Source organism: Weizmannia sp. FSL W8-0401, assembly GCF_038009125.1.
Classification (GTDB): Bacteria; Bacillota; Bacilli; order Bacillales; family Bacillaceae_C; genus Weizmannia; species Weizmannia coagulans.
This window is the reverse complement of sequence record NZ_JBBPAG010000001.1, coordinates 1,993,465-2,019,111: the sequence shown is the minus strand read 5'-3', so window position 1 is coordinate 2,019,111 and position 25,647 is coordinate 1,993,465. Positions and strand designations below refer to the sequence as shown.

21 protein-coding genes and 1 other annotated feature are annotated in these 25,647 nt (G+C 49.2%); of the genes, 20 read left to right on the top strand and 1 reads right to left on the bottom strand.

Translation table 11 applies throughout. The annotated features are described in order from the left end of the window. The first annotated feature begins 152 nt into the window (after window positions 1-152). The 8 genes from hemA (at window position 153) to ysxE (ending at window position 10,053) form a co-directional block, all read left to right on the top strand. A complete protein-coding gene (gene hemA / locus NSU00_RS09875) occupies window positions 153-1,484 on the top strand; it encodes a glutamyl-tRNA reductase (protein WP_019720883.1) in 1,332 nt (443 codons plus the stop codon). Between the two features lie 15 nt (window positions 1,485-1,499). After that, entirely contained in the window at window positions 1,500-2,324 is an 825-nt protein-coding gene (gene ccsA, locus NSU00_RS09870; RefSeq protein ID WP_340703624.1) for a cytochrome c biogenesis protein CcsA, read from the top strand. A gap of 12 nt (window positions 2,325-2,336) precedes the next feature. After that, window positions 2,337-3,269, top strand: coding sequence for a hydroxymethylbilane synthase (hemC, locus tag NSU00_RS09865; protein ID WP_061567037.1), 933 nt, complete (start codon window positions 2,337-2,339; stop codon window positions 3,267-3,269). Beyond that, entirely contained in the window at window positions 3,266-4,054 is a 789-nt protein-coding gene (locus tag NSU00_RS09860) for a uroporphyrinogen-III synthase (RefSeq protein ID WP_340703623.1), read from the top strand. The genes hemC and NSU00_RS09860 overlap by 4 nt, the downstream gene beginning before the upstream one ends. Before the next feature lie 210 nt (window positions 4,055-4,264). Continuing rightward, complete coding sequence (hemB, locus tag NSU00_RS09855) at window positions 4,265-5,242, top strand: porphobilinogen synthase (RefSeq protein ID WP_340703622.1); 978 nt, start codon at window positions 4,265-4,267, stop codon at window positions 5,240-5,242. A 14-nt stretch (window positions 5,243-5,256) separates the two neighbouring features. Then, on the top strand, window positions 5,257-6,546 hold the full coding sequence (gene hemL, locus NSU00_RS09850; RefSeq protein ID WP_013859833.1) for a glutamate-1-semialdehyde 2,1-aminomutase: 1,290 nt from the start codon (window positions 5,257-5,259) through the stop codon (window positions 6,544-6,546). Window positions 6,547-6,856: 310 nt separating this feature from the next. After that, on the top strand, window positions 6,857-8,674 hold the full coding sequence (locus tag NSU00_RS09845; RefSeq protein WP_340703621.1) for a LysM peptidoglycan-binding domain-containing protein: 1,818 nt from the start codon (window positions 6,857-6,859) through the stop codon (window positions 8,672-8,674). 362 nt (window positions 8,675-9,036) lie between these two features. Continuing rightward, window positions 9,037-10,053, top strand: coding sequence for a spore coat protein YsxE (ysxE, locus tag NSU00_RS09840; protein WP_285958284.1), 1,017 nt, complete (start codon window positions 9,037-9,039; stop codon window positions 10,051-10,053). A 16-nt stretch (window positions 10,054-10,069) separates the two neighbouring features. Here the strand turns inward: ysxE and NSU00_RS09835 are convergent, their stop codons facing one another. Continuing rightward, window positions 10,070-10,261, bottom strand: coding sequence for a hypothetical protein (locus NSU00_RS09835; protein WP_017553791.1), 192 nt, complete (start codon window positions 10,259-10,261; stop codon window positions 10,070-10,072). Window positions 10,262-10,403: 142 nt separating this feature from the next. Beyond that, window positions 10,404-10,632: a binding site (T-box leader), on the top strand. Between the two features lie 55 nt (window positions 10,633-10,687). On the opposite strand from NSU00_RS09835, the gene NSU00_RS09830 reads away from it, so the two are divergent. The 12 genes from NSU00_RS09830 (at window position 10,688) to NSU00_RS09775 (ending at window position 25,533) form a co-directional block, all read left to right on the top strand. After that, the gene (locus tag NSU00_RS09830) at window positions 10,688-13,333 is read left to right on the top strand and encodes a valine--tRNA ligase (RefSeq protein WP_133536297.1); all 2,646 of its coding nucleotides are present in this window, start codon (window positions 10,688-10,690) and stop codon (window positions 13,331-13,333) included. Window positions 13,334-13,395: 62 nt separating this feature from the next. Then, window positions 13,396-14,718, top strand: coding sequence for a bifunctional folylpolyglutamate synthase/dihydrofolate synthase (locus NSU00_RS09825; RefSeq protein ID WP_340703620.1), 1,323 nt, complete (start codon window positions 13,396-13,398; stop codon window positions 14,716-14,718). 117 nt (window positions 14,719-14,835) lie between these two features. Continuing rightward, entirely contained in the window at window positions 14,836-15,255 is a 420-nt protein-coding gene (locus tag NSU00_RS09820) for a prepilin-type N-terminal cleavage/methylation domain-containing protein (RefSeq protein ID WP_029141301.1), read from the top strand. After that, complete coding sequence (locus tag NSU00_RS09815) at window positions 15,252-15,761, top strand: prepilin-type N-terminal cleavage/methylation domain-containing protein (protein WP_340703619.1); 510 nt, start codon at window positions 15,252-15,254, stop codon at window positions 15,759-15,761. The genes NSU00_RS09820 and NSU00_RS09815 overlap by 4 nt, the downstream gene beginning before the upstream one ends. Continuing rightward, window positions 15,758-17,371 carry a polymer-forming cytoskeletal protein gene (locus NSU00_RS09810; protein ID WP_340703618.1) on the top strand — a complete coding sequence of 538 codons (1,614 nt, stop codon included), beginning with the start codon at window positions 15,758-15,760 and terminating at the stop codon, window positions 17,369-17,371. Before NSU00_RS09815 ends, NSU00_RS09810 begins: the two co-directional genes overlap by 4 nt. A 124-nt stretch (window positions 17,372-17,495) precedes the next feature. Beyond that, window positions 17,496-18,863 carry a hypothetical protein gene (locus NSU00_RS09805; protein ID WP_340703617.1) on the top strand — a complete coding sequence of 456 codons (1,368 nt, stop codon included), beginning with the start codon at window positions 17,496-17,498 and terminating at the stop codon, window positions 18,861-18,863. A gap of 26 nt (window positions 18,864-18,889) precedes the next feature. Then, window positions 18,890-19,618, top strand: coding sequence for a PRC-barrel domain-containing protein (locus NSU00_RS09800; protein WP_340703616.1), 729 nt, complete (start codon window positions 18,890-18,892; stop codon window positions 19,616-19,618). A gap of 16 nt (window positions 19,619-19,634) precedes the next feature. Then, entirely contained in the window at window positions 19,635-21,050 is a 1,416-nt protein-coding gene (locus NSU00_RS09795) for a VanW family protein (RefSeq protein ID WP_340703615.1), read from the top strand. A 45-nt stretch (window positions 21,051-21,095) separates the two neighbouring features. Then, a complete protein-coding gene (locus NSU00_RS09790; protein ID WP_340703614.1) occupies window positions 21,096-22,757 on the top strand; it encodes a GspE/PulE family protein in 1,662 nt (553 codons plus the stop codon). 9 nt (window positions 22,758-22,766) lie between these two features. Continuing rightward, window positions 22,767-23,819 (top strand): type IV pilus twitching motility protein PilT, encoded by a 1,053-nt coding sequence (locus NSU00_RS09785; protein WP_207368102.1) that lies wholly within the window; start codon window positions 22,767-22,769, stop codon window positions 23,817-23,819. Further along, window positions 23,806-25,011, top strand: a complete 1,206-nt coding sequence (locus NSU00_RS09780) for a type II secretion system F family protein (protein WP_340703613.1) — start codon at window positions 23,806-23,808, stop codon at window positions 25,009-25,011. The genes NSU00_RS09785 and NSU00_RS09780 overlap by 14 nt, the downstream gene beginning before the upstream one ends. Window positions 25,012-25,092: 81 nt before the next feature. Further along, window positions 25,093-25,533 (top strand): prepilin-type N-terminal cleavage/methylation domain-containing protein, encoded by a 441-nt coding sequence (locus NSU00_RS09775; protein ID WP_340703612.1) that lies wholly within the window; start codon window positions 25,093-25,095, stop codon window positions 25,531-25,533. The last annotated feature ends 114 nt before the right edge of the window (window positions 25,534-25,647 follow it).

The window sequence follows — 25,647 nt, the reverse complement described above, 5'->3', positions numbered from 1 at the left end:
GAAACCATCGCCTGTTTCTGCTATTTTACAGGTAGGAATGGTTATTATGCCAAATGGGAAAAACGAGCTTTTTTCTTTTATTCATCTTAACATAGATCAACATTCAATCCTATGCATTTGGCAAGATAAAATGGGGGTGCCGGAGGGCAACAATGAGAATACTTACTGTCGGTTTAAACTATAAATCTGCGCCGGTTGAAATCCGCGAACAGCTGTCATTTGATGAGGCGGACCTCGCGGATGCGATGGCGGCGCTGCAAAAGAAAAAGAGCATTTTGGAAAATGTCATCGTGTCTACATGCAACCGTACGGAAATTTATGCGGTCGCCGACCAGGCGCATACCGGGCGTTATTATATTAAAGATTTTTTGTCGGAATGGTTCGGGATAGATAAGGAAGCATTTGCCCCCTATCTGCTTATTTACGAAGACAACGAAGCCATTGCGCATTTGTTTAAAGTGATTTGCGGGCTTGACTCGATGGTGCTTGGCGAAACGCAAATTCTCGGGCAGGTGAGAGACAGTTTTCTGCTGGCCCAAGCATCCGGTTCAACCGGCACCATTTTTAACCGCTTGTTCAAAGATGCGGTTACACTGGCAAAAAAAGCCCATACAGAAACGGAAATTGCTTCCAATGCCGTTTCGGTCAGTTATGCGGCTGTGGAGCTTGCGAAGAAAATTTTCGGCGGCATGGCTGATAAAAAAGTGGCCATCATCGGCGCCGGCAAGATGGGCGAACTGGCTGTGGAAAACATTCACGGCAGCGGCGCCACTCGGATTACCGTCATCAACCGCACGCCGGAAAAAGCCGGGCGCCTTGCCGCACGCTTCCATGGCGAGGCACTCGGGCTGTCATCTTTGGAAACCGCGCTTTTGGATGCGGATATCGCGATCACCTCCACTTCGGCAAAAGAGTACGTCCTTACAGCAGATATGCTGAAACCCATTGAAAAGAAACGGAACGGGCGCCCGCTGCTGCTTGTGGATATTGCCGTGCCGCGCAATATTGATCCGGAAGCCGCGTCCCTTGAATCCGTTTTCCTGTATGATATTGACGACCTGGAAGGCATCGTGGAAGCCAATCTGAAAGAACGGGAAAAAGCTGCCCGGCAGATTGCGGACATGATTTCCGATGCCGTTTGCGCATTCAATGAATGGGTCCATACACTCGGAGTGGTGCCGGTGATCACGGCGCTCCGGGAAAAAGCGCTCGCGATCCAGGCGGAAACGATGAAAAGCATTGAACGGAAGCTGCCGGACTTAACAGAACGCGAACGGAAAGTCATCAGCAAACATACAAAAAGCATCATCAACCAGATGCTGAAAGATCCGATTCTGCAGGCAAAAGAAATGGCGGGTTCGCCGGATGCAGCCCGGAATCTGGAACTGTTCCGCCAAATTTTCAATTTAGAAACAGAGACGGGGCAAGCGGAGCCGGCAGCCGAAATGGCGCGGCATGCAGTCCGCCCGTCCTATTCGGGTTAACCGGAGAGCCCGGCAATGTATGCCGTATGGACGGACAGGCTGCATGAAGGCATGATTTTGCTGTATGCCGCCAGTATTTTGCTTTATTTTCTTGACTTTCTCCACCGGAACCGGAAGGCCAACAAGGCTGCCTTCCGTTTTCTTTCCGTTGTCTGGGCATTGCAGACTTTGATATTTATCTTATATATGGCCCACACCAGACGGTTCCCTGTCTTGACATTGTCTGAGGGGCTTTATTTTTATGCATGGGCATTGCTGACGCTGTCTCTGGCCCTGAACCGCCTGCTGCGCGTTGACTTTACCGTGTTTTTTACAAACGTCATCGGCTTTTTCATCATGACGGTCCACGCTTTTGCGCCGGGGAAGGTCTCACAAGGGGCAGGGAGAAGGGTATCGGAACTTTTGCTCATGCATATTACGATGACGCTGATCGCTTACGTGCTGTTTTCCCTGTCCTTTGTCTTTTCCATTCTGTATTTATTACAATATAAGTGGCTGAAGGAAAAGAAATGGAGCCACAGAATCTGGCGCCTGAATGATCTGGCAAAACTGGAGCGGCTTTCGAAATGGATGAATGCCATTGCGGTCCCGGTCCTTTTGATCGGGCTGATTCTCGGGTTGGAATGGGCATACTTGCGGCTTCCGGCCATTCACTGGTTCGATCCGAAAATTGTCGGTTCGTTTGCCGTGCTGCTTGTATACAGTTTTCTCCTGTATGCCGGCGAACGCCGCCGCATGTTCGGAAAAACACTGGCTTACTGGAATACGGCCGCTTTTTTGATCATTTTGATTAACTTTTTTCTAATTACGGGATTATCGGATTTTCATTTGTATTATTAGGAGGATTGCCGGATGAGAACAATTGTCGTAGGGTCGAGGCGGAGCAAACTTGCCCTGACGCAGACGAAATGGGTGGTGGCGAAGCTTGAACAGCTCGGGCTGCCTTTTCGTTTTGAAATCAGGGAAATCATCACAAAGGGCGATAAAGTGCTCGATGTCACCCTGTCCAAAGTCGGCGGGAAAGGCCTGTTTGTCAAAGAAATTGAAGATGCCATGCTGCATCATGAAATTGACATGGCTGTACATAGCATGAAAGATGTGCCGGCTGTGCTTCCGGACGGGCTTGTGATCGGCTGCATTCCGGAGCGCGAAGATGTGCGGGACGCATTGATTTCCAAAAATGGCACCCCTTTTTCCGGCCTTAAGGAAGGGGCGGTTGTCGGGACAAGCAGCCTCCGCCGCGGCGCCCAGCTGCTTGCCGTAAGAAGCGATATCCGGATTAAGTCTGTTCGCGGCAATATTGATACAAGGCTGGAAAAATTAAAAAACGGGGATTACGATGCGATCGTCCTCGCGGCAGCCGGTTTAAAACGGATGGGCTGGAGTGCGGACACCGTCACCGAATTTTTTGACCCGGATATTTGCCTGCCTGCAATCGGGCAGGGCGCGCTGGCTGTCGAATGCCGCGCTGATGACGGGGAACTGCTCGATGCGCTCCGGGAGCTTGAGAGCGCAGAAACGGCGGAAACAGTAAGGGCGGAGCGCGTCTTCCTTGATAAAATGGAAGGCGGCTGCCAGGTACCGATTGCCGGCCTTGCGAAGAAAACGGCAGAAGGCATTTCCCTCACGGCCCTTGTCGCCTCCCCTGATGGCAAAACGGTTTACAAAGAAACGGTTGTCTCCCGCAACCCGGTAACAGCCGGAGAAAAGGCGGCAGATATTTTAAGCCGGCAGGGGGCAAAGGCGCTGATTGAACAAGTGAAAGCGGAGCTCGGGCAGCCATGACGGCAAACGGGCCTTTAAGCGGAAAAAACATTCTGGTCACAAGAGGCGGAAAAGACGGCGAAAAGCTCGCAGCACAAATTGAAGCGCTCGGCGGCACCCCTTTTGTCTTCCCGATGGTTGCCTTCCGTGCATATGCCGACCCGTCCGCACCTTTATTTTTGCGAAAACTGCCGGCATACGACTGGGTTGTGTTTACAAGCAAAAACGGGGTCCGTTATTTTTTGGAAGCATGCAGCCGTGCGGGTATAGCATGTGAGCATTTGAACATAAACTGGGCAGCCGTGGGGAAAAAGACGGCTGCCTGTATGGAACAGTCCGGTTTAAAGGTTTCCTTTGCACCCGGGAAGTTTACGGCAAAAGATTTTGCCCGGGAATTTATGCGGAGCGGGCACCGTGCAGGACGCGTCCTTCTCCCGAAAGGAAACCTGGCCGGGACAGAAATTGCGGATTTTCTAAGAAAAAGCGGTATAATAGCAGAGGAATGGATTGTCTATGAAACGTATATGCCAGAAGGGGCAAAAGAAAAGCTTGCCCGCTTGCTCGGGCGGGAAACAATCGATTTTGCCCTGTTTTTAAGCCCTTCCGCCTTCCACCATTTTAAAGGCGCGCTTGAGGAAAACGGCATAGATATCGCGGGGCTTTCAACCCGGATCGCAGTCATCGGCCCTTCAACCAGGCAGGCAGTGGAAAAAGCCGGAAGCCGTGCAGCGGTTTGCCCGGATGAATACACCGTCGGGGCCATGCTTGGGGCATTATGCGATTTTGTCCGTTTAGAAGAAAAATAGCAAGAACCGGCAAGAACCCGGGATTGAAGCGGCCGGCCTGACAGACGGTTGCCGTGCATGGTTTGCCCGGGGGACAGCCGGGCGACGCTTGACCGCAAAGAAAAAATAGAAAAAGCGGGATGTGCCCGCCGCCGCAATCATCGCCAACAAGCCGGCCCGTCGTGCATATGCAATGCATTGCGGCATTCTACCAGTTTAGGAGGAAATAAAATGAAAGATTTGCAGTTTGCCCGCCACCGCAGGCTCCGCCAAAGCGCCAATATGCGGGCTTTGGTGCGCGAAACGAATGTAACAGTGAACGACTTGATTTATCCGATTTTTGCTGTTGAAGGCGAAAATGTTAAAAATGAAATTGCTTCGATGCCGGGTGTGTACCACTGGTCGCTGGACCGCCTCCATGAAATCATGGATGAAGTTGTTTCCCTCGGCATCAAATCCGTCATTTTATTCGGCGTACCGAACCATAAGGATGCAACCGGAACGGAAGCGTACCACGACCACGGCATCGTCCAGGAAGCCATCCGTTTCATCAAAAAAAATTACCCGGATATCATTGTCATCGCTGATACCTGCCTGTGCGAATATACCGATCACGGCCATTGCGGCGTTGTGGAAGACGGGAAAATTTTAAACGACCCGAGCCTTGACCTGCTTGCGAAAACGGCGATCAGCCAGGCAAAAGCAGGCGCTGATATCATTGCGCCTTCGAATATGATGGACGGATTTGTCACAGCGATTCGCAAAGGGCTTGATGAAGCAGGCTTTGAAGATGTGCCGATCATGAGTTATGCGGTCAAATACGCATCCGCTTTTTACGGCCCGTTCCGCGAAGCCGCTGACAGCACCCCCGCTTTCGGGGACCGGAAAACCTACCAGATGGATCCGGCCAACCGGCTCGAAGCATTGCGTGAAGCGCAGTCGGATGTGGAAGAAGGGGCGGATTTTCTGATCGTAAAACCGACGCTTTCTTATCTTGATATCGTCCGTGATGTGCGGAATGAATTCCGCCTCCCGGTTGTCGGGTATAATGTGAGCGGAGAGTATTCTATGGTAAAAGGCGCTGCACAAAACGGCTGGATTGATGAAAAAGCGATTGTTCTTGAAATGATCACAAGCATGAAACGCGCCGGCTGCGATCTCATCATTACCTATTTTTCACTCGATATTGCCCGCTGGCTTGCGGAATAAACGGAGGTTGAAAGATGCGCTCATATGAAAACTCAATCGAAGCATACAAAGAAGCGGTCACATTAATGCCGGGCGGGGTGAACAGCCCTGTCCGTGCCTTTAAAGCGGTCGGCATGAACCCGATTTTTATGGACCACGGCAAAGGCGCAAAAATTTATGATATTGACGGAAATGAATATATTGATTACGTGCTGTCATGGGGGCCGCTCATCCTTGGCCATGCCAATCCCAAAGTCGTGGATGCCCTGAAAAAAACGGCTGAAAAAGGGACGAGTTTCGGCACGCCGACGATCATGGAAAATAAACTGGCGTCACTCGTGAAAGAACGCGTGCCGTCGATTGAAATTGTCCGCATGGTCTCATCCGGTACGGAAGCCACGATGAGTGCTTTGCGCCTGGCAAGAGGTTATACAGGCCGGAATAAAATTTTAAAATTCGAAGGCAGCTACCATGGACATGGCGATTCGCTCCTGATCAAAGCAGGGTCGGGCGTTGCTACACTGGGTTTGCCGGACAGCCCCGGCGTGCCGCTCGGGATCGCGCAAAACACGATTGCCGTCCCGTACAATGATCTGGAAGCCGTCCGTTCGGCATTCGAGCAGTACGGGGAAGATATTGCCTGCATCATCGTCGAACCGGTTGCCGGCAATATGGGCGTTGTTCCGCCGAAGCCCGGCTTTTTGCAAGGGTTGCGCGATGTCACATCAGCATACGGCGCCCTCCTGATCTTTGATGAAGTGATGACCGGTTTCCGTGTCGACTATCACTGTGCACAAGGCTATTTTGATGTAACGCCTGATTTGACCTGCCTCGGCAAAGTAATCGGCGGCGGCCTTCCTGTCGGCGCATTTGGCGGACGGGCCGACATTATGGAAAAAATCGCACCGACCGGGCCTGTTTACCAGGCAGGGACTTTGTCCGGCAACCCGCTTGCGATGACGGCGGGATATGAAACATTGCGGCAGTTAACACCTGAAACGTATGCAGCGTTCAGGCGAAAAGCAGACCGCCTCGAACAGGGCTTTCATGAGGCAGCGGTGAAATACGACATCCCGCATACCATTAACCGGGCGGGATCGATGATTGGCATCTTTTTCACCAATGAAGAAGTCAATAATTTTGCATCAGCAAGAACTTCGGATTTGGATCTGTTTGCCCGCTACTACCGTGGCATGGCAGAAAACGGCATTTTCCTCCCGCCGTCCCAATTCGAAGGCATCTTCCTGTCCGCCGCGCATACAGATGACGATATTGACCGTACCGTCGAAGCAGCAGAAAAAACATTTAAGGCAATCCGCGGGTAAATCCTGCGGCTATGAACCGGCAAGTCCGAAAACGGATGAGCCGGTTTTTTGCGTTTTGTCCGCTGCGGGTGAGAGAAACGGCAATAAGGGAAAGCATGCTGGGTGCCCTGCGGTTTTTGAATGGGTAACTTTGAAAACGGATGGCCAGTTTTTACCGATCTTTCACCGCATCCAATATTGTAGCAGAAAAGCCATTCAAGTGATTTGCGGATGCTGCGGTTTTTTTGCGATCATAAAAACCCCGATTGCTTCATACAGTGTAAATGACATATTCATTGGGATTTGGAGGAATTGAAGGGAGGAACCCGCTTTGCCGCAAAATCAATCGTCCATACGATTTTCATTAGAAGAATTGATTTGGTTTAAAAAAGGACAGGAAGTTGAAGAACTTTTATCGATATCATTGGATCCCCATATCACCATACAGGAATTGGAGCAGTATGTCGTGATCAAAGGCAATCTCTATTTATCCGGGGAGTACATTGGTTGCGGGGAAGAAGAAGGGGAAGATGTGCTGTTCAGGAAGTACGTGCAGTCGGTCCAGTACCGGGAAGAAGACGGTATATTTGAATTTTACCAATCTTTCCCGGTAGACGTTACCATTCCAAAGACAAGAATTGCGGATATTGAGGAGCTGGACGTCAATATAGAAGGTTTTGACTATCAGTTTCACGGAACCGATTGTTTAAAAATCAATGCGGATATTGCGATTGAGGGAATATTGCAAGACGGGGATGAGGAAGAAGACGAAGCAGAAACAGCGCCATACCCGGATTTAAACGGCAGGGAAACATATTTGGATGAGCCGGACGCAGCATATCAGGCGCCTTTCAGCCATTCCGAATGGGGCTTGGCGGAACAAGAAGAAGAGAGCGCCGAACTGCCCCGCCATTTTATGGAAGAAGCGGAAAGCTTTGAAGAAGTGCCTTTTCGTGCAGATGAGGAAAAAGCAGAAGAGGATGAATCTCACGCTGACCCGGAATTGTATACGCCTTTTACAATTGAATCGCGTGTGGTGCCGGAAGAATCGGTTGCTCAGCCGGAACCGTTCACAAACGAACTGAATGTATTGGAACCGGTCGAACTGCCAGAAGAGGAGGAGGAGAGCCTCTTGCCGGAAACAGGCGGAAAAAGGCCGGAAAGTGCTTCATGGCAGGCAGAAACAACCGCGCCGGTACGGGATGAATGGCATGGGGATCCGGCGTTTTCCAGTAATAATGAGTCTGCCTCGTTGGCGGAAAGCGGAGTGGCGCGGGATGAGTGGCACGCGGAGCCGGGGTTTTCCGGAAAAAACGAATCGGCATCGTTGGCGGAAAGTGAACCAGTGCAGAATGAATGGCATTTCGAAGCGGACTTTCCTGGTAAAAACGAGTCGGCATCGTTGGCGGAAAGTGAACCGGCGCAGGACGAATGGCAGGCCGGCCCGGAGTTACCTGATAAAAATGAGTCTGCATCGTTGGCGGAAAGCGGAGTGGCGCGGGATGAATGGCATGCGGAACCGGAGTTTTCCAGCAAAAACGAACCGGCATCAATAGCAGAAAGCGAATCAGTGCGGAATGAATGGCAGGCAGATCCGGTACGGGACGAATGGCATCCTGATCAGGAATTGTCCGGAGAAACCGCATCCGTGTCCCGGACGGAGAGCAAAACGGCGCTGAATGAAGAATCTCTTGAGCCGGACGATTCCAGGAAGACTGAACCTGTTTTCCGGATTGAGAGCAAAGCAATGGAAGATGAATCTTCTGCTTATCTCAAGCAAGAATCGCCTGAAAAAAACGAATCCGCTTCTGGCACCGAAGGCGAAACGATGGTGGAAGAGTCGCCTGAAAGCGAAGGAAAAACAGAGGAAGAGCCGGAAGAAAAGGATTCGGCTGCCAAGAAGAAAAAGAAGCAAAAATACGAATCCATTTCACTTGCCGACTTTTTTGCCCGGAGAGATGAAGAAAAGCCTGCCAAGTTAAAGGTTTGCATCGTCCAAAGCGGGGAGACGCTCGACCAGCTTGCTGAAAAATACAATATCAATGTCCAGCAGATTTTAAGGATGAACCATTTGGAAGTGAACCAGGATGTGTATGAGGGGCAAGTGCTGTACGTTCCCGCCAACGCGCGCGCCGAAAAAAATCACTGAGCCCGGGCATTCACAGGCACGGGCGTCCAGGTGAAGATGCATTGGCATTCAGAGCCTGAGTTAACATAGAATTGACCACGTAAAGGAAGCTTGCAAAATATGCGTCTTCCTTACTCAGAGTGTGTTTCCGTGAAGGAAGCGTGCAAAAGCGGGGCCTTCCCTAACCCGGCGTGCGCCTGTGTGAAGGAAGCAGGCAAAACTTAGCGTCTTCCTTAGCCTAAAGCGGTCTATGTTCAGGCATCAAGCAAAATGAAAGTCTTCCTAACCCGGAAGGCGCCTGCGTCCAAGCCGCGGCGAATGCGGCGCCAGCGGGGAATGAAAATGAGCAAGCGCCTATTTTTGAGGAGTAACGCTCTAAGAAGGTGAAACGGGTGGCTGACCTTTCGCAGCAGGACATCAATCGGATTGTGAAGCATTACGGCCTGAACACTGAATATGTCGGGCGGTACGGAAAAGTGTATAAAATTTATACCGGCCAGGGTATTTTTGCTTTAAAAAAAATTGCACCGCAAAACGGGATGGGATTTATCCGGCATGTCCAGTCCCTGTACCAGCGGGGGTATAACCGTATTGTCCCGGTCTATCCCGCGTTGGACGGCCGTTACGGGGTGCTGTATAACGGGGCATTGTACTATTTAATGCCCTGGCTGCCAAACGAAGAAAAAGAAGCACGCGGCGAGAAACATCAAAAAATGTTCAGGGAACTCGCGCGCCTGCACAGCTTGTCCGTCAAAGATACGGAGGTCTCAATAGAAAAACGGCGGGAATACTATGAAGAAACCCTTTCCCGCTGGTACGGGCAGCAGGATTTTTTAGAAGAGTTCCTTGAACGGTGTGAAGAGCAGGTCTATATGTCCCCGTTTGCCCTGTTGTACTGCACCTTTTACAATGAAACGAACCAGGCGCTCAAATTCTCGATCCAGCAGCTGGAAAACTGGTATGAACAATCGAAAGAGATGGAGAAAGCGAGAACGGTGACCATCCACGGAAAAATTTCAACGGAGCATTTCCTGTACGATGAACGCGGGCTCGGATACTTCACTAATTTCGAACTGGCAAAAACCGCTGCGCCTTTTTATGACCTGCTTCCCTTCTTGTCGCGGGCGCTCGACTCCTATCCGAGCCGGTTTGACGACTGCGTGGACTGGGTGAAGACCTACTTCAGCTATTTTCCGCTTAAGGAAGATGAAAAAAGCTTATTTTTCAGCTATCTCGCTTATCCCGCACCGATCATCCAAACCGTGGAGGAATACTTTGCAAATGAAGGGAAACGCCATGAAGCGAGAGCAGTCGCGAAACTGCAGGAAAAGTACTGGCGGATGAAAAATACCGAGTATGTCGTCATGCAGTTGTCACAAGGGACCGCCCCCGCGTCATGAAAAGCAGGGACGGCCATTAAAACCATTCATACTGGAACCCGAGATAAATGAGAATAAATATGGCAAGCAGCAGGACGTCAAACGTGGTCGGAAAAATAATCGTGCGGATGGCCTGAAAGACGGAGAACGGAAGAATCAGCTGCTTGCACACTTTTTTTGCATTCCGCCCCCAAGTACGGACGGCCTGTTTGTCAATTTTTTTCTTCATCATCATCCACCTATCCCTCAACGATAATGTATGAAAAGCGGGCGGATAAGTGAATCCGTTGCATATTTTTTCTAAAAATGGGCAATGCTATTGACGATTTTCAAAAAAACCGATACCATAAACTATAGCCAATTTCAAAAATCAAAATACAATGAACGGGAAGAGTACAGATTTTGTTTCCATGCAGAGAGGGGAATCAGCTGCTGAAAGATTTCCTATGCGAAACAGGCTGGAAGGTCGCCCGGGAGTAGCTTTTGTGAACCCGATAATAGCAAAAGCCGGCGAAGTGCCGTTAATGACCCGAGAGTGCCGGGCATCCGTTTGCCCGTGAAAAAAGGTGGTACCGCGAACAGACTCCTTTCGTCCTTTTATGGCGAAGGGAGTTTTTGTGTTTATCCGCAAAAAACGCAGAAAGGAATGATACAAATGGAACAGCAGGACATCAGCATGCCGACCAAATATGATCCGCAGGCTGTTGAAAAAGGGCGCTATGAATGGTGGGTGAACGGCAAATTTTTCGAAGCAAAAGGCGATCCGGAAAAGAAGCCGTACACGATTGTGATTCCGCCGCCGAACGTAACCGGCAAGCTCCATCTCGGCCATGCCTGGGATACGGCTTTGCAGGATATTTTAACCCGGATGAAACGGATGCAGGGCTATGATGTGCTCTGGCTGCCGGGGATGGACCACGCCGGGATTGCAACGCAGGCAAAAGTGGAAGCCAAACTGCGTGAAGAAGGCAAATCCCGCTATGACCTCGGCCGCGAGAAGTTTACGGAAGAAGCATGGAAGTGGAAAGCGGAATACGCTCACTTTATCCGCAAACAATGGGCGAAACTCGGCCTCGGTCTCGATTATTCGCGCGAACGTTTTACGCTCGATGAAGGGCTGTCAAAAGCTGTAAAAGAAGTATTTGTTTCGCTTTATAAAAAAGGCTTGATTTACCGCGGCGAGTACATCATCAACTGGGACCCGGAAACGAAAACGGCGCTTTCCGATATTGAAGTAGTCTACAAAGAGGTGCAGGGCGCATTTTACCATCTGGCATACCCGTTAAGCGACGGTTCCGGCACGATTGAAATCGCGACAACGCGCCCGGAAACGATGCTGGGTGATACGGCGGTCGCTGTCCACCCGGATGATGAACGCTACAAACATTTAATCGGGAAAACGATTGTATTGCCAATCGTCGGCCGCGAAATTCCGATTATCGCAGACGAGTATGTTGATATGGCATTTGGTTCCGGTGCCGTAAAAATTACACCGGCCCATGACCCGAACGACTTCGAAGTCGGGAACCGCCACAATCTCGAACGCATCCTTGTGATGAACGAGGACGGCACAATGAATGAAAATGCCGGAAAATACAAAGGCATGGACCGGTTTGAATGCCGCAAACAGATCGTGAAGGACTTGAAAGCACTCGGCGTTCTTGTCAAAGTGGAAGACCATATCCATTCGGTCGGCCATTCCGAACGGAGCGGCGCGGTTGTCGAACCGTATTTGTCCACGCAATGGTTTGTGAAAATGCAGCCGCTCGCTGATGCCGCGGTAAAACTGCAGGCGTCGGAAGGAAAAGTCCATTTTGTGCCGGAACGCTTTGAAAAAACCTACTTGCACTGGATGGAAAATATCCGCGATTGGTGCATTTCGCGCCAGCTCTGGTGGGGCCACCGGATTCCGGCCTGGTACCATAAAGAAACCGGCGAAGTATATGTTGACACCGAGCCGCCCCGTGACATCGAAAACTGGGAACAGGATCCGGACGTGCTCGATACGTGGTTCAGCTCGGCGCTCTGGCCGTTTTCGACAATGGGCTGGCCTGATGAAGAAGCGGAAGACTACAAGCGTTATTATCCGACCGATACGCTTGTGACCGGCTATGATATCATTTTCTTCTGGGTATCGCGGATGATTTTCCAGGGGCTTGAGTTTACCGGCAAACGCCCGTTCAAAGATGTCCTGATCCATGGCCTTGTCCGCGACGAGCAGGGGCGGAAAATGAGCAAATCGCTCGGCAACGGCGTCGACCCGATGGAAGTAATCGACAAATACGGCGCGGACTCGCTCCGCTATTTCCTTACTACCGGCAGCGCGCCCGGCCAGGATTTGCGTTTCAGTTACGAAAAAGTCGAAGCGGTCTGGAATTTCGCCAATAAAATTTGGAACGCCTCCCGTTTTGCGCTTATGAACATGAACGGGCTGAAATACGAAGAAATTGACCTTTCCGGTGAAAAATCAGTCGCTGACAAATGGATTTTAACGCGTTTGAACGAAACGATCGAAACCGTTACAAAACTGGCGGACAAATACGAATTCGGCGAAGCCGGGCGCATGCTTTACAATTTTATCTGGGACGATTTCTGCGACTGGTATATTGAAATGGCAAAACTGCCGCTTTACAGCGAAGATGAAGCAGCGAAGAAAACGGCGCGCTCGGTTCTCGCGTATGTGCTCGACAATACGATGCGGCTTTTGCACCCGTTCATGCCGTTTATTACCGAGGAAATTTGGCAAAACCTGCCGCATCAGGGGGAATCGATCACAACAGCCGCGTGGCCGGAAGCGGACGAAAGCCTTACGGATGCCGCGGCCAGCGAAGAAATGAAACTGCTTGTCGACATCATCCGTTCTGTCCGCAATATCCGCGCCGAAGTGAACACGCCGTTAAGCAAAAAAATCAAACTGCATTTGAAAGCGAAAGACGAGACGGTCTTAGCGGCTTTAAAACGAAACGAAGCGTACATTACCCGTTTCTGCAACCCGGATGAATTGAAAATGGGGCTTGACCTTGAGGCGCCGGACAAAGCCATGACTGCGGTCGTTTCCGGTGTGGAACTGTTCCTGCCGCTTGAAGGGCTGATCAATTTTGAAGAAGAACTGGCCCGGCTCAGGAAAGAGTTGGAAAAATGGAATAAAGAAGTTGAACGCGTCCAGAAAAAACTGTCCAATGAAGGGTTCCTGAAAAAAGCGCCGGAAAAAGTCGTTGCCGAAGAACGGGCAAAAGAAAAAGACTATCTCGAAAAACGAAGCGCCGTCGAAACGCGCATCAGAGAACTTGAAAACCAGTAACACAAGGGCGAAAGGCGAATTCTTTACGGATTCGTCTTCCTTGCATACGGGAGGAAAGGCAAATGTTTGAAACCTATGAAGAAGCGGTCGGCTGGATCCGGTCCCGCTCGAAATTCGGGATGAAACCGGGGCTTGAACGGATGCAGTGGCTGATGGAAAAATTGCACCACCCGGAACAAAAAATCCGGACGGTCCACGTGGCCGGGACGAACGGAAAAGGGTCGACCGTCACCTTTTTGCGCAATATTTTAGAGCAGGCAGGATTACTGGTTGGCACCTTTACTTCCCCATATATTGAGCAGTTTAACGAAAGGATCAGCGTAAACGGAACGCCGGTGACGGATGCAGACCTCGTCCGGCTTACAAACGAGATCCGCCCGCTTGCAGAAGAACTGGAGCACACAGCATTCGGCGCACCGACAGAGTTTGAAGTCATTACAGCGATGTCACTTTTGTATTTTGCCGGGATCCGGCCGGTGGATATTGTTATCTATGAAGTCGGCCTTGGCGGCAGGCTTGATTCCACAAACGTCATCACACCGCTTGCCAGCCTGATTACCAATATCGGCCATGACCATATGAATGTGCTTGGCCATACGATTGCAGAAATCGCCTCTGAAAAAGCGGGCATTATCAAACACGGGGTGCCGGTTGCAACAACAGCCATGCTGCCTGATGCGCTGGCGGTAATTGAAGAAAAAGCGGCAAAAGAAAAGGCGCCGCTTTTCCGTGCCGGGAAGGAATTTTCTTTCGCGGAGATCGGCGGGGATCTAACCGGTGAACAGTTCCGTTTTGCTTCCCCGTACGGCGCCTATGACCGTTTGTCGATCACGATGATGGGACGTCATCAGATTTACAATGCCGCCCTTGCTGTTATGGGGACGGAACTGTTACAGCATTTCCACCATTTCCGCATCCCGCAGCATGCGCTGGAAAAAGGCCTTCTCGAAAGCAAATGGATCGGCCGTTTTGAAAAACTGCTGGATGACCCGCCCGTTATCATTGACGGCGCCCACAACCCGGAAGGCATTGATAGCCTGATCGAAACGATGGACACCCATCTGCGCGGAAAAAAAATCCGCATGATTTTTTCCGCACTTGGCGACAAAGACTTGGATCACATGATTCCAAAACTCGACCAAAAAACAGACGAAATCATTTTCACAACTTTTGATTTTCCAAGAGCCATTCCGGCAGAGGTGTTGTATAAGATAAGCCGTCATCAAAATAAATCATTTTCTAAGGATTGGAAAGAAACCGTACGCACCAAAATAAAAGAAATGAAAGGCTCAGAAGATGTTTTAGTGATTACAGGGTCCTTATACTTTATTTCAAAAGTCCGGAAATACATTTTGGGCCAATCAGAGAGAAATGGGCAGAGCTGAAAAAGTTCTGCCCTTTTTGTTTATTTGTTCTTTTGTTGAATTACTTTCCCGGCGCTTTTTGATAAAATAAGTTTTATAGGTAAGAAGGCTCATGACAAAATGCTTACGGAGGTTGCTATGAAAAAACCCCTTTTTAAAAACAGCCGGGGATTTACACTTGTCGAAGTGCTGGCTTCGATTACGATTTTAGCGATTGTGATGCTTACAGTGGGCGCCATCTTGGCCAATAATGCGGGCGTGACAAAAAAAGCGGATGACTCGCTGTCTGCATTGCAAATTGCAACCGGGATATTAAGAGCTTACCAGAAAAAAAACTTTAATGAAGTGCAGCAGATGGCGAACACCACACAACAGGCTGATATTCAATCGGTTTTAGGGCTGGACAGCGATGCGGAAATTTCCGGTTATAAGGCATATGTGTCCGTTTCCCTTCCGGCGGATTCTTCTCTTTCTGATCGCCTCCTGCTGGTCAAAGTGAAAGTCGACACTGGAAATAATCCAAAGCCAGTTGAAGTGAAAGGGTATGTGAAAAAATGAAATGCCGGAATGAAAAAGGGCTCACTTTAGTAGAATTACTGGCGGCTGTTACCATTTCATTTATCATTATCGGGGTTATTTATGCCGTTTTAAATTCGGTGATCACCCAATCCAAAAGCGACATGGCCCGTAAATACTTTGTCAAAGAACAAACGGCAATTTTGCAATATATGGAGAGAACAATGGAAAATATAGACGACGTTGAACCTGATGACGAAAGTGATGACGGGACTTTTACCCGTTTCAAAGCAGTGGCTATCAATATAGATGTTGCGGGTGACGGTACCTACCAGGAAAGTTCAACAGACAAGACAATCGCTGTATCAGACGGGAATTTGTCGGTAGGAGGCACCATTGTAAACAGCGATGAAATTTCACTTGACGGGACAACTTTTACGGTCAAGAACGGCAGCCTAATATGCCATTTTGTAATGAAAGACACGCAAAATCATTTCGAGAAAAAGATCTATGCCTCTTATAAACTGGGCGAAGAGGGGGATCAATGATGCATGTTTTAAAAGAAGAGAAGGGGTATACGCTTGTGACAGTGCTTCTCATTTTCGCAGTCGCGGCGATCATCACCGTTTCGCTCGTATCCGCATCCGTCAGCACTTTTAAAACAGTAAAAGTATCTGAAACGGGCACCCAGGATAAATTAAACGCGGAAATGGTGGCTGATGAAGCGACTGCTTTAATTGAGAAACAAGTTGACAGCATCAACAGTGTTATTGCAACCGGGACTGTCATGCCAAGCCAGCTGATCAGCATGCTTCAGGCAGCAATAACCAACATACAGCAACAGAAAAACGGCAAATGCAGCATCGCATATAAAACATTGAAAGACGGGACAGCACCAGACGGCATTGTTTTGGGCAAAGTCACCATAACAGTGCCAATCGGAAAGTCTGGAAAAACGTTAACAAAGGTGATGACGCTTTCCACTGTCTCGGACGTTTTTCAATATACAGCCGTGACGCCGTCGAATATGTATTTGTACGGGTCTCCTTATATTATTGGAGATGTGAATATCGGGGGGGATCTGTATGTTTCAAACTACGGGAAATATGTTGATTTAGGGTTCACGCAATATATACGAACTTACTATCCAGCAATCAATGGGACGTTAACAGTGAAGGGAAGATATTATGAGGCCGGTCAGCATCCGGCAAGAACATTTGATTCATGGAAGCCATTTGGACCTGAAAGCTTCAGCCGCTACTTTTCTGTTGCTCCGGTTGTGAAAAATCGTCAGTTAACGGTTGATAAAATAAATGTAGGCGATATGATTACAGCTAAGCTGCTGGGATGGCCGGAAAATATAAAAATAAATTCCAATTATTCCTATAATACAGACAAGTATGGGAACGCTTTTGGTTATGATGTAACAGCCAGCCAGGTTGGCAGTCAACCGATAAAAGGAAACTTGTACGTTGGCGATGATTTAATCGTTGGGGAAAACAAAAGCCTGACTGTAAATGGGGATCTTTATGTAAAAGATGATTTGACTGTCAAAGGGAATTTAACAGTAAAAGGCAAAATTTACGTAGGCGGTTATGCCGATTTAAACGGAGTGCTGTCGACAGGGGCGGATAAGTATATTTATATTGCCGGAAATGCTACTTTAAGCGACGTTTCAGCATTAAATTTAAACGGGGTGATGTATGTCAACGGTTCCCTTACGAGCAGCGGGGATGTCAATACGAACGGCAGCATTTATGTACGAGGAGACGCAGATGTCGAGAATTTCTCGAACAGTAGCGGCACGCTTATTTTACTTTGCGATGGAAATATTCAGTTGGCCAACAATAATTTGTATAAAGACCGTCCAAAAGTGATTGATGCTTATCTCTACTCAAATCGTGACTTATTTATATATGGCATCGGATCAAATTTGAAAATTAATGGGGGTATCTATGGGAATACGATTGGTTTAAGTGCATCAAGGGGCTGGACAGAAAATGGGCTAATTTTGAAATTCCAATATCCCCAGCCTGCGGATCCTGCAAAGTCCAGACTCACCGTTAATTTTAAAAAAGATATGATTTTAAACCCGCCGAAAGGGATCCCGACAGTGAATAAAGTGACTTTGAAAGAAATCAATACATCAGTCCAGTAAGAGACAGGTAAAAAGATGCAGTACAATCTTCCCATTCGCCGAGATTTATAATAAAATAGTCTTAGTTGATTTTCGATAATTGGTTTTTCTGGAAATATTGTACTCTGACAGAAACAGAGGTGGGATGATGGATCTTCTCACTGCGGCGTTTGCCGTGATTGGATTTTTATGCGTAATTGCCTTTTTTGTCTTTTTTTCTTTCGGATTTTCCAAAAAAGGCGTGGTTGTGCTGGCCGGCACCGCTTTTTTGCTGGCGCTTTTCGGCATTTTGGCGGGCAATGTGGTTCCGCTATGGGAGAGCTGTTTGATTGTTTTTTTGCTCGTGCTTTGTGTGGCTTATCTGTTCGAAAAAAAGCTGGCATTTTTGTTCGCTGGACAGGATAACGATGCAGACGAATTTCCAGTATGGGATGAGCAGGAAGAGATGGCGGTTGCACGGGGAAATCGGCCGGCAGCACTGGTCTCGCCTGACGTAAATGCCGCTGTTCTCCCGGCTGAAAAAAGTGCTCCGGCTCCTGAAATGGAAGAGATTTTGCCGGGGAAAAATGGGCCGGGACCTGAAACAGAAGGGGCCCTGCCAGAAGAAAAGGATGAACCGGAATGGGAAGAATTGGAGGATACGGCCGGAAATGAAACGGGAACCGCTCTTCCGGCAAACGAACAGGCGGCAGAACGTTCCGGGGAAGAAGAAATTGCGTTTCTTGAAAACCGCCTGGAAATGCTTGAAGAAACAAATGAAGAACATGCGGTTGATCAATTGCCTGAAATGTATGGAGTTGAAGAATGGGTTGCGGAAGCGGAGAGCCCGGACACCAACCCTCTGGACGCGGCAGCCGCAAAAGAGGCGGATGGCCAGGATTCCGAAGCTGGTGCAGGAACCGGGCCGGGAACGCCATCCGGTTCTGAAAATGTTCCATATGTTGAACAAGAAGAGATCCCGCTCCTTTCTTTTGAAAAGGAAGCGGAAGCACCTGCTGCACTTTCCGGGAAAGGCATGCCTGCCGTGGATGAGCTGGAAGAAATCGATAGGATGCCTAACCAGGAAACCAGAAAGACGGAAAAATTCGGGAATCTTTCGGAGGCAGGCCACGGCCTCCAAGAAGAAAAAGGCGCAGGTATGGACAACACAACTGCAAAAAAAGAGGAGACGGCCGGAAACACTGCTGTTGAGGAAGCGCCGGCAGCAGCAGCCGTGCCAAACGGGACAACGCCTATTCAAAAGCAATTGCTTGGGGTGCTGCTTGAACAACTGAACCTTTACCGCCTTACGCAGCCAGCTGATGCGTACGAACAGCTTGTGAAAGCCCATTTGCACCCGCAGCTTGCGCCGGAAGATTATTTCACTTTTGCAAGCCTTCTGATCGACCATTACATAGCTGAACAACAATTTGGCAAGCTGCGTTCTCTGCTTAGGGGCTTGGCGGAAACATATGTGGAATACCCGGTCATCCGCGAAGAAATTGATTTTTTAAGGACAAAATACGGTCTATAATCCATGAGGAAACAGGTGTGAGGTAGATGAAAAAAAGCACGCAAATTTTGGGGCAGCCGATCATCAGCATTTCTGAAGGCGCTGAAATCGGGAAAGTAAAGTCTTTCGTCATTAACCCGGACAAAGGATCCGTCGATTTTTTAACGATCGAACACGAAGACTGGCAAGTAACTGTAAAAGCAATTCCGTTCAAAAAAGTGGTCGGGATCGGCGAGTATGCGGTCACCGTGGAAAGCGACAGGGCTGTTATTGATTTAAATGAAATTCCGATCGCAGACCAGCTCGTCAACAAAAAAATCCGCATTGTCGGCGCGAAAGTAATGACCCGGAAAGGAGAACTGGTTGGCGAAGTAAAAGAATTTTACGCGGATGAAAATACAGGCAAAATTTTAGGCATTGTTTTGCAAACAGGCGAGTCGGAAACGATCCTTTCTGCTGACTTTGTCATGACGTACGGAAAAGATATTGTCGTTGTGGAAGAGGAAGCACCCGGCCATTTTCTTGACGATCCTGAAGAACTGCTGAAAAAAGAAGAGAAAGAGGATCTTGAACAACCGGGCGAAGCGGGAATGGAGGCACTCCGGGCAAAACAGGTGGAACTTTTAAAAGGAAAGAAAGCGTCAAAAGACATTTACGCGGGAAACGGGGAACGGGTTATCACGGCCGGAACGGTTTTGTCTGAAGAAGACATTAAGCGGGCGCAGGAGGCCGGGCCGGGTGTTCTTGTTGAATTGTCCATGCATGTTGATGAATGAAAGGCGGCGTTGAAGTGTGGGAAACAAGCGGTTTTTAAAAGTGTTTACAATCTTATTGATCAGCACAGCTTTTATATTCAGTTTCTCACATTTTGGGGCTTTGGCCATTGAGAACGGATTCGGCCATAAAGAAAAATATGCGCAGGGCACTGCAGCCGGGGGAATAGAGCTGTCCGGGCTGACTGAAGAGCAGGCACGGCAAAAATTATCGGCTGCCGTGCAGAAATGGAAGGCATCCAATTCGGCAGAAATTGTCTATTTGTCAAAAACGGTGAAGCTTCCGGCTGGACTGCTGCATTTTTCTGTAACAGAAAGCATGCTCCGGGTAAAAAACGGGCAGGCCTCGTCACTTGTTGTTACGCTTGACGATAACGGGCTTCGGAACCTGGTCTCAAAGTCTTTTCCCGACGTCAGCCCGGATGACGTGGATATTTCCCGGCTGGACAAGGCCATATGCCATGCCGCTGCCAGGCTTGAGACCACCAATCTTTCCTTTGATTTGTCCGGTTATGCCCTGGACGGGAGCGAAAAAGAAACGACAGTATCAAAAGATTCCGTATCAAATGTTTCGATTGTGGAAGCAACGGAGCTCGAAAATTGGGCAAAGCAGTTTCCGGAAGTCAACATTCCTGCGCACGGGATGTTTTCCTTATTAAAAACAGCGGAAAAAACAGGCGCTTCTTTTTCAAATGAAGCACTCAGCATAGTCGCAACCGCAGTATACGGGGCGGTGCTGCCGACCAATTTTGAAATCATTGAACGCAATACGGGGAACGAACTGCCGTATTATGCAGCGCTTGGAAAAGAAGCGAAAGTGGTGAAAGGAAAGCTGGATTTCTCTTTTGTCAACCCGAACCCAACCGCTTATCAGCTGAAATTTACGGTTCATAACGGTGTTTTTTCCGTTTCTGTGGCAGGCCGGCCTTTTCTCGAAAACTATAAAATGGTGCTGAAAGATAAAAAAACGATTCATCCCGAAACAACCGTGCAATTTCAAGCCGCTTTAAAAACGGATCAATCTGTTGTCGTGCAAGCTGGAAAAGCAGGTTATTATGCCAGGGTGTTCCGCAATATTTACAGCCGGAATCACGGCCTGCTGAAATCCGTGCTGTTGGCGGAAGATTTTTATCCGCCGGTGGCACAAATGGTTGTAAAAGGCAATCCGGCGCAAACGGAAAACACGGATGGCTCATCGGAAACAGATAACGGTTCCGGTAATGAAACGGACACGCCAACAAGCGGCGGCAATTCAGAAAGCAGCGGAAAAAGTGCCGGCGCGGAGGCTGCGAAAAGCAGCGGAAAAAATGCCGATGCGGAAGCTTCAAAAAAGAACGGAAAAAGCAGCAGCACAAAAGCTGGAACTTCAAATGACAGCAAAGACAGCACCGGTACGCATGACGGCAAGGATAACGGGGCGGACAGCAAAAGCTGACATAAGAAAGGCCCGGGACATGACAGATAAAGCGGGGGAATTCGGATGAAACAAGTGCGAAAAAGGCTTGGCGATTTATTGGTGGATGCAGGGTTGATTACAGAAGAACAGCTGGAACAGGTGCTGAAGGAAAAAGCGGCGGGCCAAAAACTGGGCGATGTGCTTCTTCAGCGCGGGCTGATTACCGAGCAGCAGCTCATTGAAGCGCTCGAATTCCAGCTCGGCATCCCGCACATCAGCCTTTTCCGCTATCCTTTTGACCAGAGCATCATGAACCTTGTGCCGAAAGAAATGGCGAAACGAAATCTTCTTATTCCGCTCAAAAAAGACGGGGATAAACTGTTTGTCGCAATGGCGGACCCGATGGATTTTAATGCGATTGATGACTTGCGGCTATCGACCGGCTTCCGCATTGAACCGGCGATTGCCTCGAAAGACGATATTTTGCGGGCGATCCATAAGTATTACGACCTCGATGACAATATGGAAGAATTGCTGGACGGCATTGCTGAAAAGGAAGAGGCGGCTGAAACCGGTCCGGGGGAAGAAGATTCGCCTGTCGTCCAGCTCGTCAACCAGATTTTGCAAAATGCCGTCCAAATGCGGGCGAGCGATATCCATCTGGACCCGCAGGAAACAAAGTTTATCGTCCGTTACCGTGTTGACGGGATTTTGCGGACGGAACGGGTGCTGCCGAAATCGATGCAAAGCGTGCTTGTGGCGCGTATTAAAATTATGGCAAATCTCGATATTACCGAACATCGCATCCCGCAGGACGGACGCATTAAAATGGACGTCGATTTCCATCCGGTTGATATCCGGGTATCAACGCTACCGACCGTATTCGGGGAAAAAATTGTGCTCCGGATTTTGGATCTGTCAACAGCCATCCATGATATCCACCAGCTCGATTTTAACAAGCTAAATCTCAAGCGTTTTACGCAGCTGATCCACCGCCCGAACGGCATCATTTTGATCACAGGGCCGACCGGTTCCGGGAAGTCATCGACTTTATATGCGGCCCTAAACCATCTCAATGATGAACAGGTGAATATCATTACGGTAGAAGACCCGGTAGAGTACCAGATTGAAGGCGTCAACCAAATTCAGGTCAACCCGGGGGTCGGCATGACGTTTAGCAAAGGGCTGCGGGCGATTTTGCGGCAGGACCCGAATATTATCATGGTCGGGGAAATCCGGGACAAGGAAACGGCTGAAATTGCCATCCGCGCTTCCCTCACCGGCCATCTCGTCTTAAGTACGCTGCATACCAATGATGCGCTCGGCACGATTACGAGATTAATAGACATGGGCGTTGAGCCGTTTCTCGTTGCCACCTCACTCAGCGGTGTCGTATCGCAGCGGCTCGTGCGCAAAGTGTGCCGCGACTGCGCAGAAGAACAGGCGCCGACAAAACGAGAAATAGAAATTTTTAAAAAGCGCGGCATCAAAATTGAAAAAATTATCCGCGGCCGCGGATGCGGAAACTGCAACATGACCGGCTATAAAGGGCGGATGGCAGTCCAGGAACTGCTGGTGATCAATGAAAACATCCGGCGCGGGATTATGAACGGGGAACCTTTGTCCAAATTAAGGGAGTATGCAATCCAAAATAAAACGATTTTTCTGCTCGATGACGGATTACTAAAGGTAAAGCAGGGGCTGACAACGACCGAAGAAGTGTTGCGCGTCGCCCTACCGGAGTAGGTGAAAGGAATGAAGGAAAAAATTGAATACTTGCTTCGCTCGGCTTTCGAACTGAAAGCATCGGATCTTCACTTATCCGTTGGCGTGCCGCCGATACTGCGTTTAAACGGCCAGCTGAAACGTTACGGAAAAGAAGTAATGACGCCGCAAATGACGGAAGGAATGGCGAAAGCGATCATTTCCGATACCATGTGGCCGGTTTTCCAGGAACGCGGGGAGCTTGATTTTTCTTACGGCATCCCGGGCGTATCCCGTTTCCGGATCAATGTGTACCGGCAGCGCAACTGCGTGTCGCTGGCGATCCGCGTTGTCCCGACTGCGATCCCGACAGTTGAAGAACTGCATCTGCCGCCTGTATTGTATGCATTCACGGAAAAACCGCATGGCTTAGTGCTTGTGACAGGGCCGACCGGAAGCGGGAAGTCGACGACGCTTGCCGCCATGATTGACCATATGAACAAAACGCTGCACAAACATATTATTACGCTTGAAGACCCGATTGAGTATTTACATAAACACCAAAAATGCATCATTGACCAGCGTGAAGTCGGGTTTGACACGCAAAACTTTGCGAACGGCCTGCGCGCGGCACTCAGGCAGGACCCGGACGTGATTTTAGTCGGGGAAATGCGCGATCTCGAAACGATCCATACAGCGATTACAGCGGCGGAAACCGGGCATCTTGTCCTCGGCACGCTGCACACATCGGGCGCGCCGTCGACGATTGACCGGATCATTGACGTTTTTCCGCCGTCCCAGCAGGCGCAAATCCGCATCCAGCTGGCAAATGTTTTAGTTGGGATTATTTCGCAGCGCCTTTTCCCGACAGCCGACAACAAAGGGCGGAGGGCTGCCACGGAAGTGCTCGTCAACAACGCGGCCATTGCCAATCTGATCCGCAATGAAAAAGTTCACCAGATCGTGAATGTCCTGCAGACGAGCCGCGCATTCGGGATGCACACGCTTGAAACCGATGTGAAGGAATTGCTTGCAGTGGGCGCGATTTCCAAAGAAGCGGCAGAACCTTATTTACAGGAGATTGTCCAAAATGCCACGATTTAAGTACGAGGGAAGGACAAAAGCCGGGAAGAAAAACGGCGTCGTCACGGCCGAATCGAAACGGGAGGCGCTGGTCAAGCTGCGCGGGCAGGGCGTTCGTGTGCTCCAAATCAACGAGCTGCCGGAAACGCTGATGACGATGGAAATCAGCCTCGGCGGCAGGGTGAAACTGCAGGATTTTGTCATTTTCCTCCGCCAGTTTTCAACACTGCTGAAAGCCGGCGTAACCGTCGTCGATTCCACAAGCATACTTGCCAGCCAGACGAGCAGCAAGACATTAAAGAAAACGCTTTTGGCTGTCGAGGAAGATTTGCGCGGCGGGATTCCGCTTTCCCAGGCAGCCGCGAAACATAAAAAAGTGTTCTCCCCGATGTTCATTAACATGGTTTACGCCGGTGAAGCGGGCGGCAACCTTGACGGCACATTGGAAAGGCTCGCAACCTACTACGAAAAGCAGCACCGCACAAGGCAAAAGGTAAGGTCGGCGCTGACGTATCCGGCTTTTGTTGGGGTGATGGCGATTGTTGTCGTCATTTTTATGCTCGTAAAAATCGTCCCGACCTTTGTTTCAATGCTCAAAAACTATAACGCCAGCCTGCCCGCGGTCACACGCCTTGTCTTGTCAGCAAGCAGGTTTATGCAGCATTATTGGTGGCTTGTCGTGCTGATTTTGATCGGGGTGTACGTGCTGCTGGTCGTTTTGCGCAAAAACAAAACGAGCAAATTTTATTTGGATTATGCGGTGCTCAAATTCCCGATTTTCGGCAAACTCGTCCAAAAATCGATCATTGCCCGGATGACGCGGACATTGAGCTCGCTGTTTTCCAGTTCCGTGCCGATTTTACAGGCATTGTCGATTGTGGAGGCGATCGTCGAAAACGAAGTGATGACAAAAGTGCTCCGCCAGGCCCGCGATGCGCTGGAAAAAGGGCAGTCGATGACAGAACCGATGCGGCGCCACTGGGTCTTTCCCCCGCTTGTCACGCAGATGATTGCGATTGGCGAGGAAACCGGTGCGCTGGATGCCATGCTTAGCAAAGTCGCCGACTTTTACGAAGCCGAAGTCGAAGCCGCCACCGACCAGATCAAGGCGCTGATTGAACCGTTCATGATCGTCGTCCTGGCAGCCGTTGTCGGCACGATCATTGCCGCCATCATGATTCCGATGTTCGAAATTTATAATAATGTTCAATAAATTGGCCAAAAAAGGTAGGATTATGCAACATGATCATGTATAATATAGGTAAAAAGTTCTATAACAATAGGAGGAGAAACAATGTTGCACAAGAAAAGAAAGTTATTGAAAAATCAAAAGGGCTTTACGTTGATTGAACTGTTGGCGGTTATTGTCATTTTGGCCATTATTGCCGCGATTGCGATCCCGGCGATTGCGAATGTCATCAAGAATTCGAGATTTAATGCGATTAAGTCAGACGCTATACAAGTGATTAATGCTGCAAAATTATATGCAGCGGATAATGATGTAAAGCCAGGAGAAACAATAAAACAGGATGATTTGGCCAAGTATGTCGATGATAAGGATAGCAAACTGAACTCATACACAGTAACAGTTACAACAGGTAGTGATGGAAAAATTGATTACCAATTAACCGGGGATGGAGATGATGGTGGTGTTAAAGTACATTTTAAGAATGCGAATTTAGCAGACATTAATTCTGCAAAACGTACAGGTGATGAAGTAACAATAGGTAAATAGGTACAGCAACAGCAACACAGTGATAAGTGCTATACATTTTCAACAATTTTTTAAATCAAGGCCTGCCCTCTGTGCCAGGCCTTGGTTACTGGTTTTTAAGATTTCTAGTTAAGG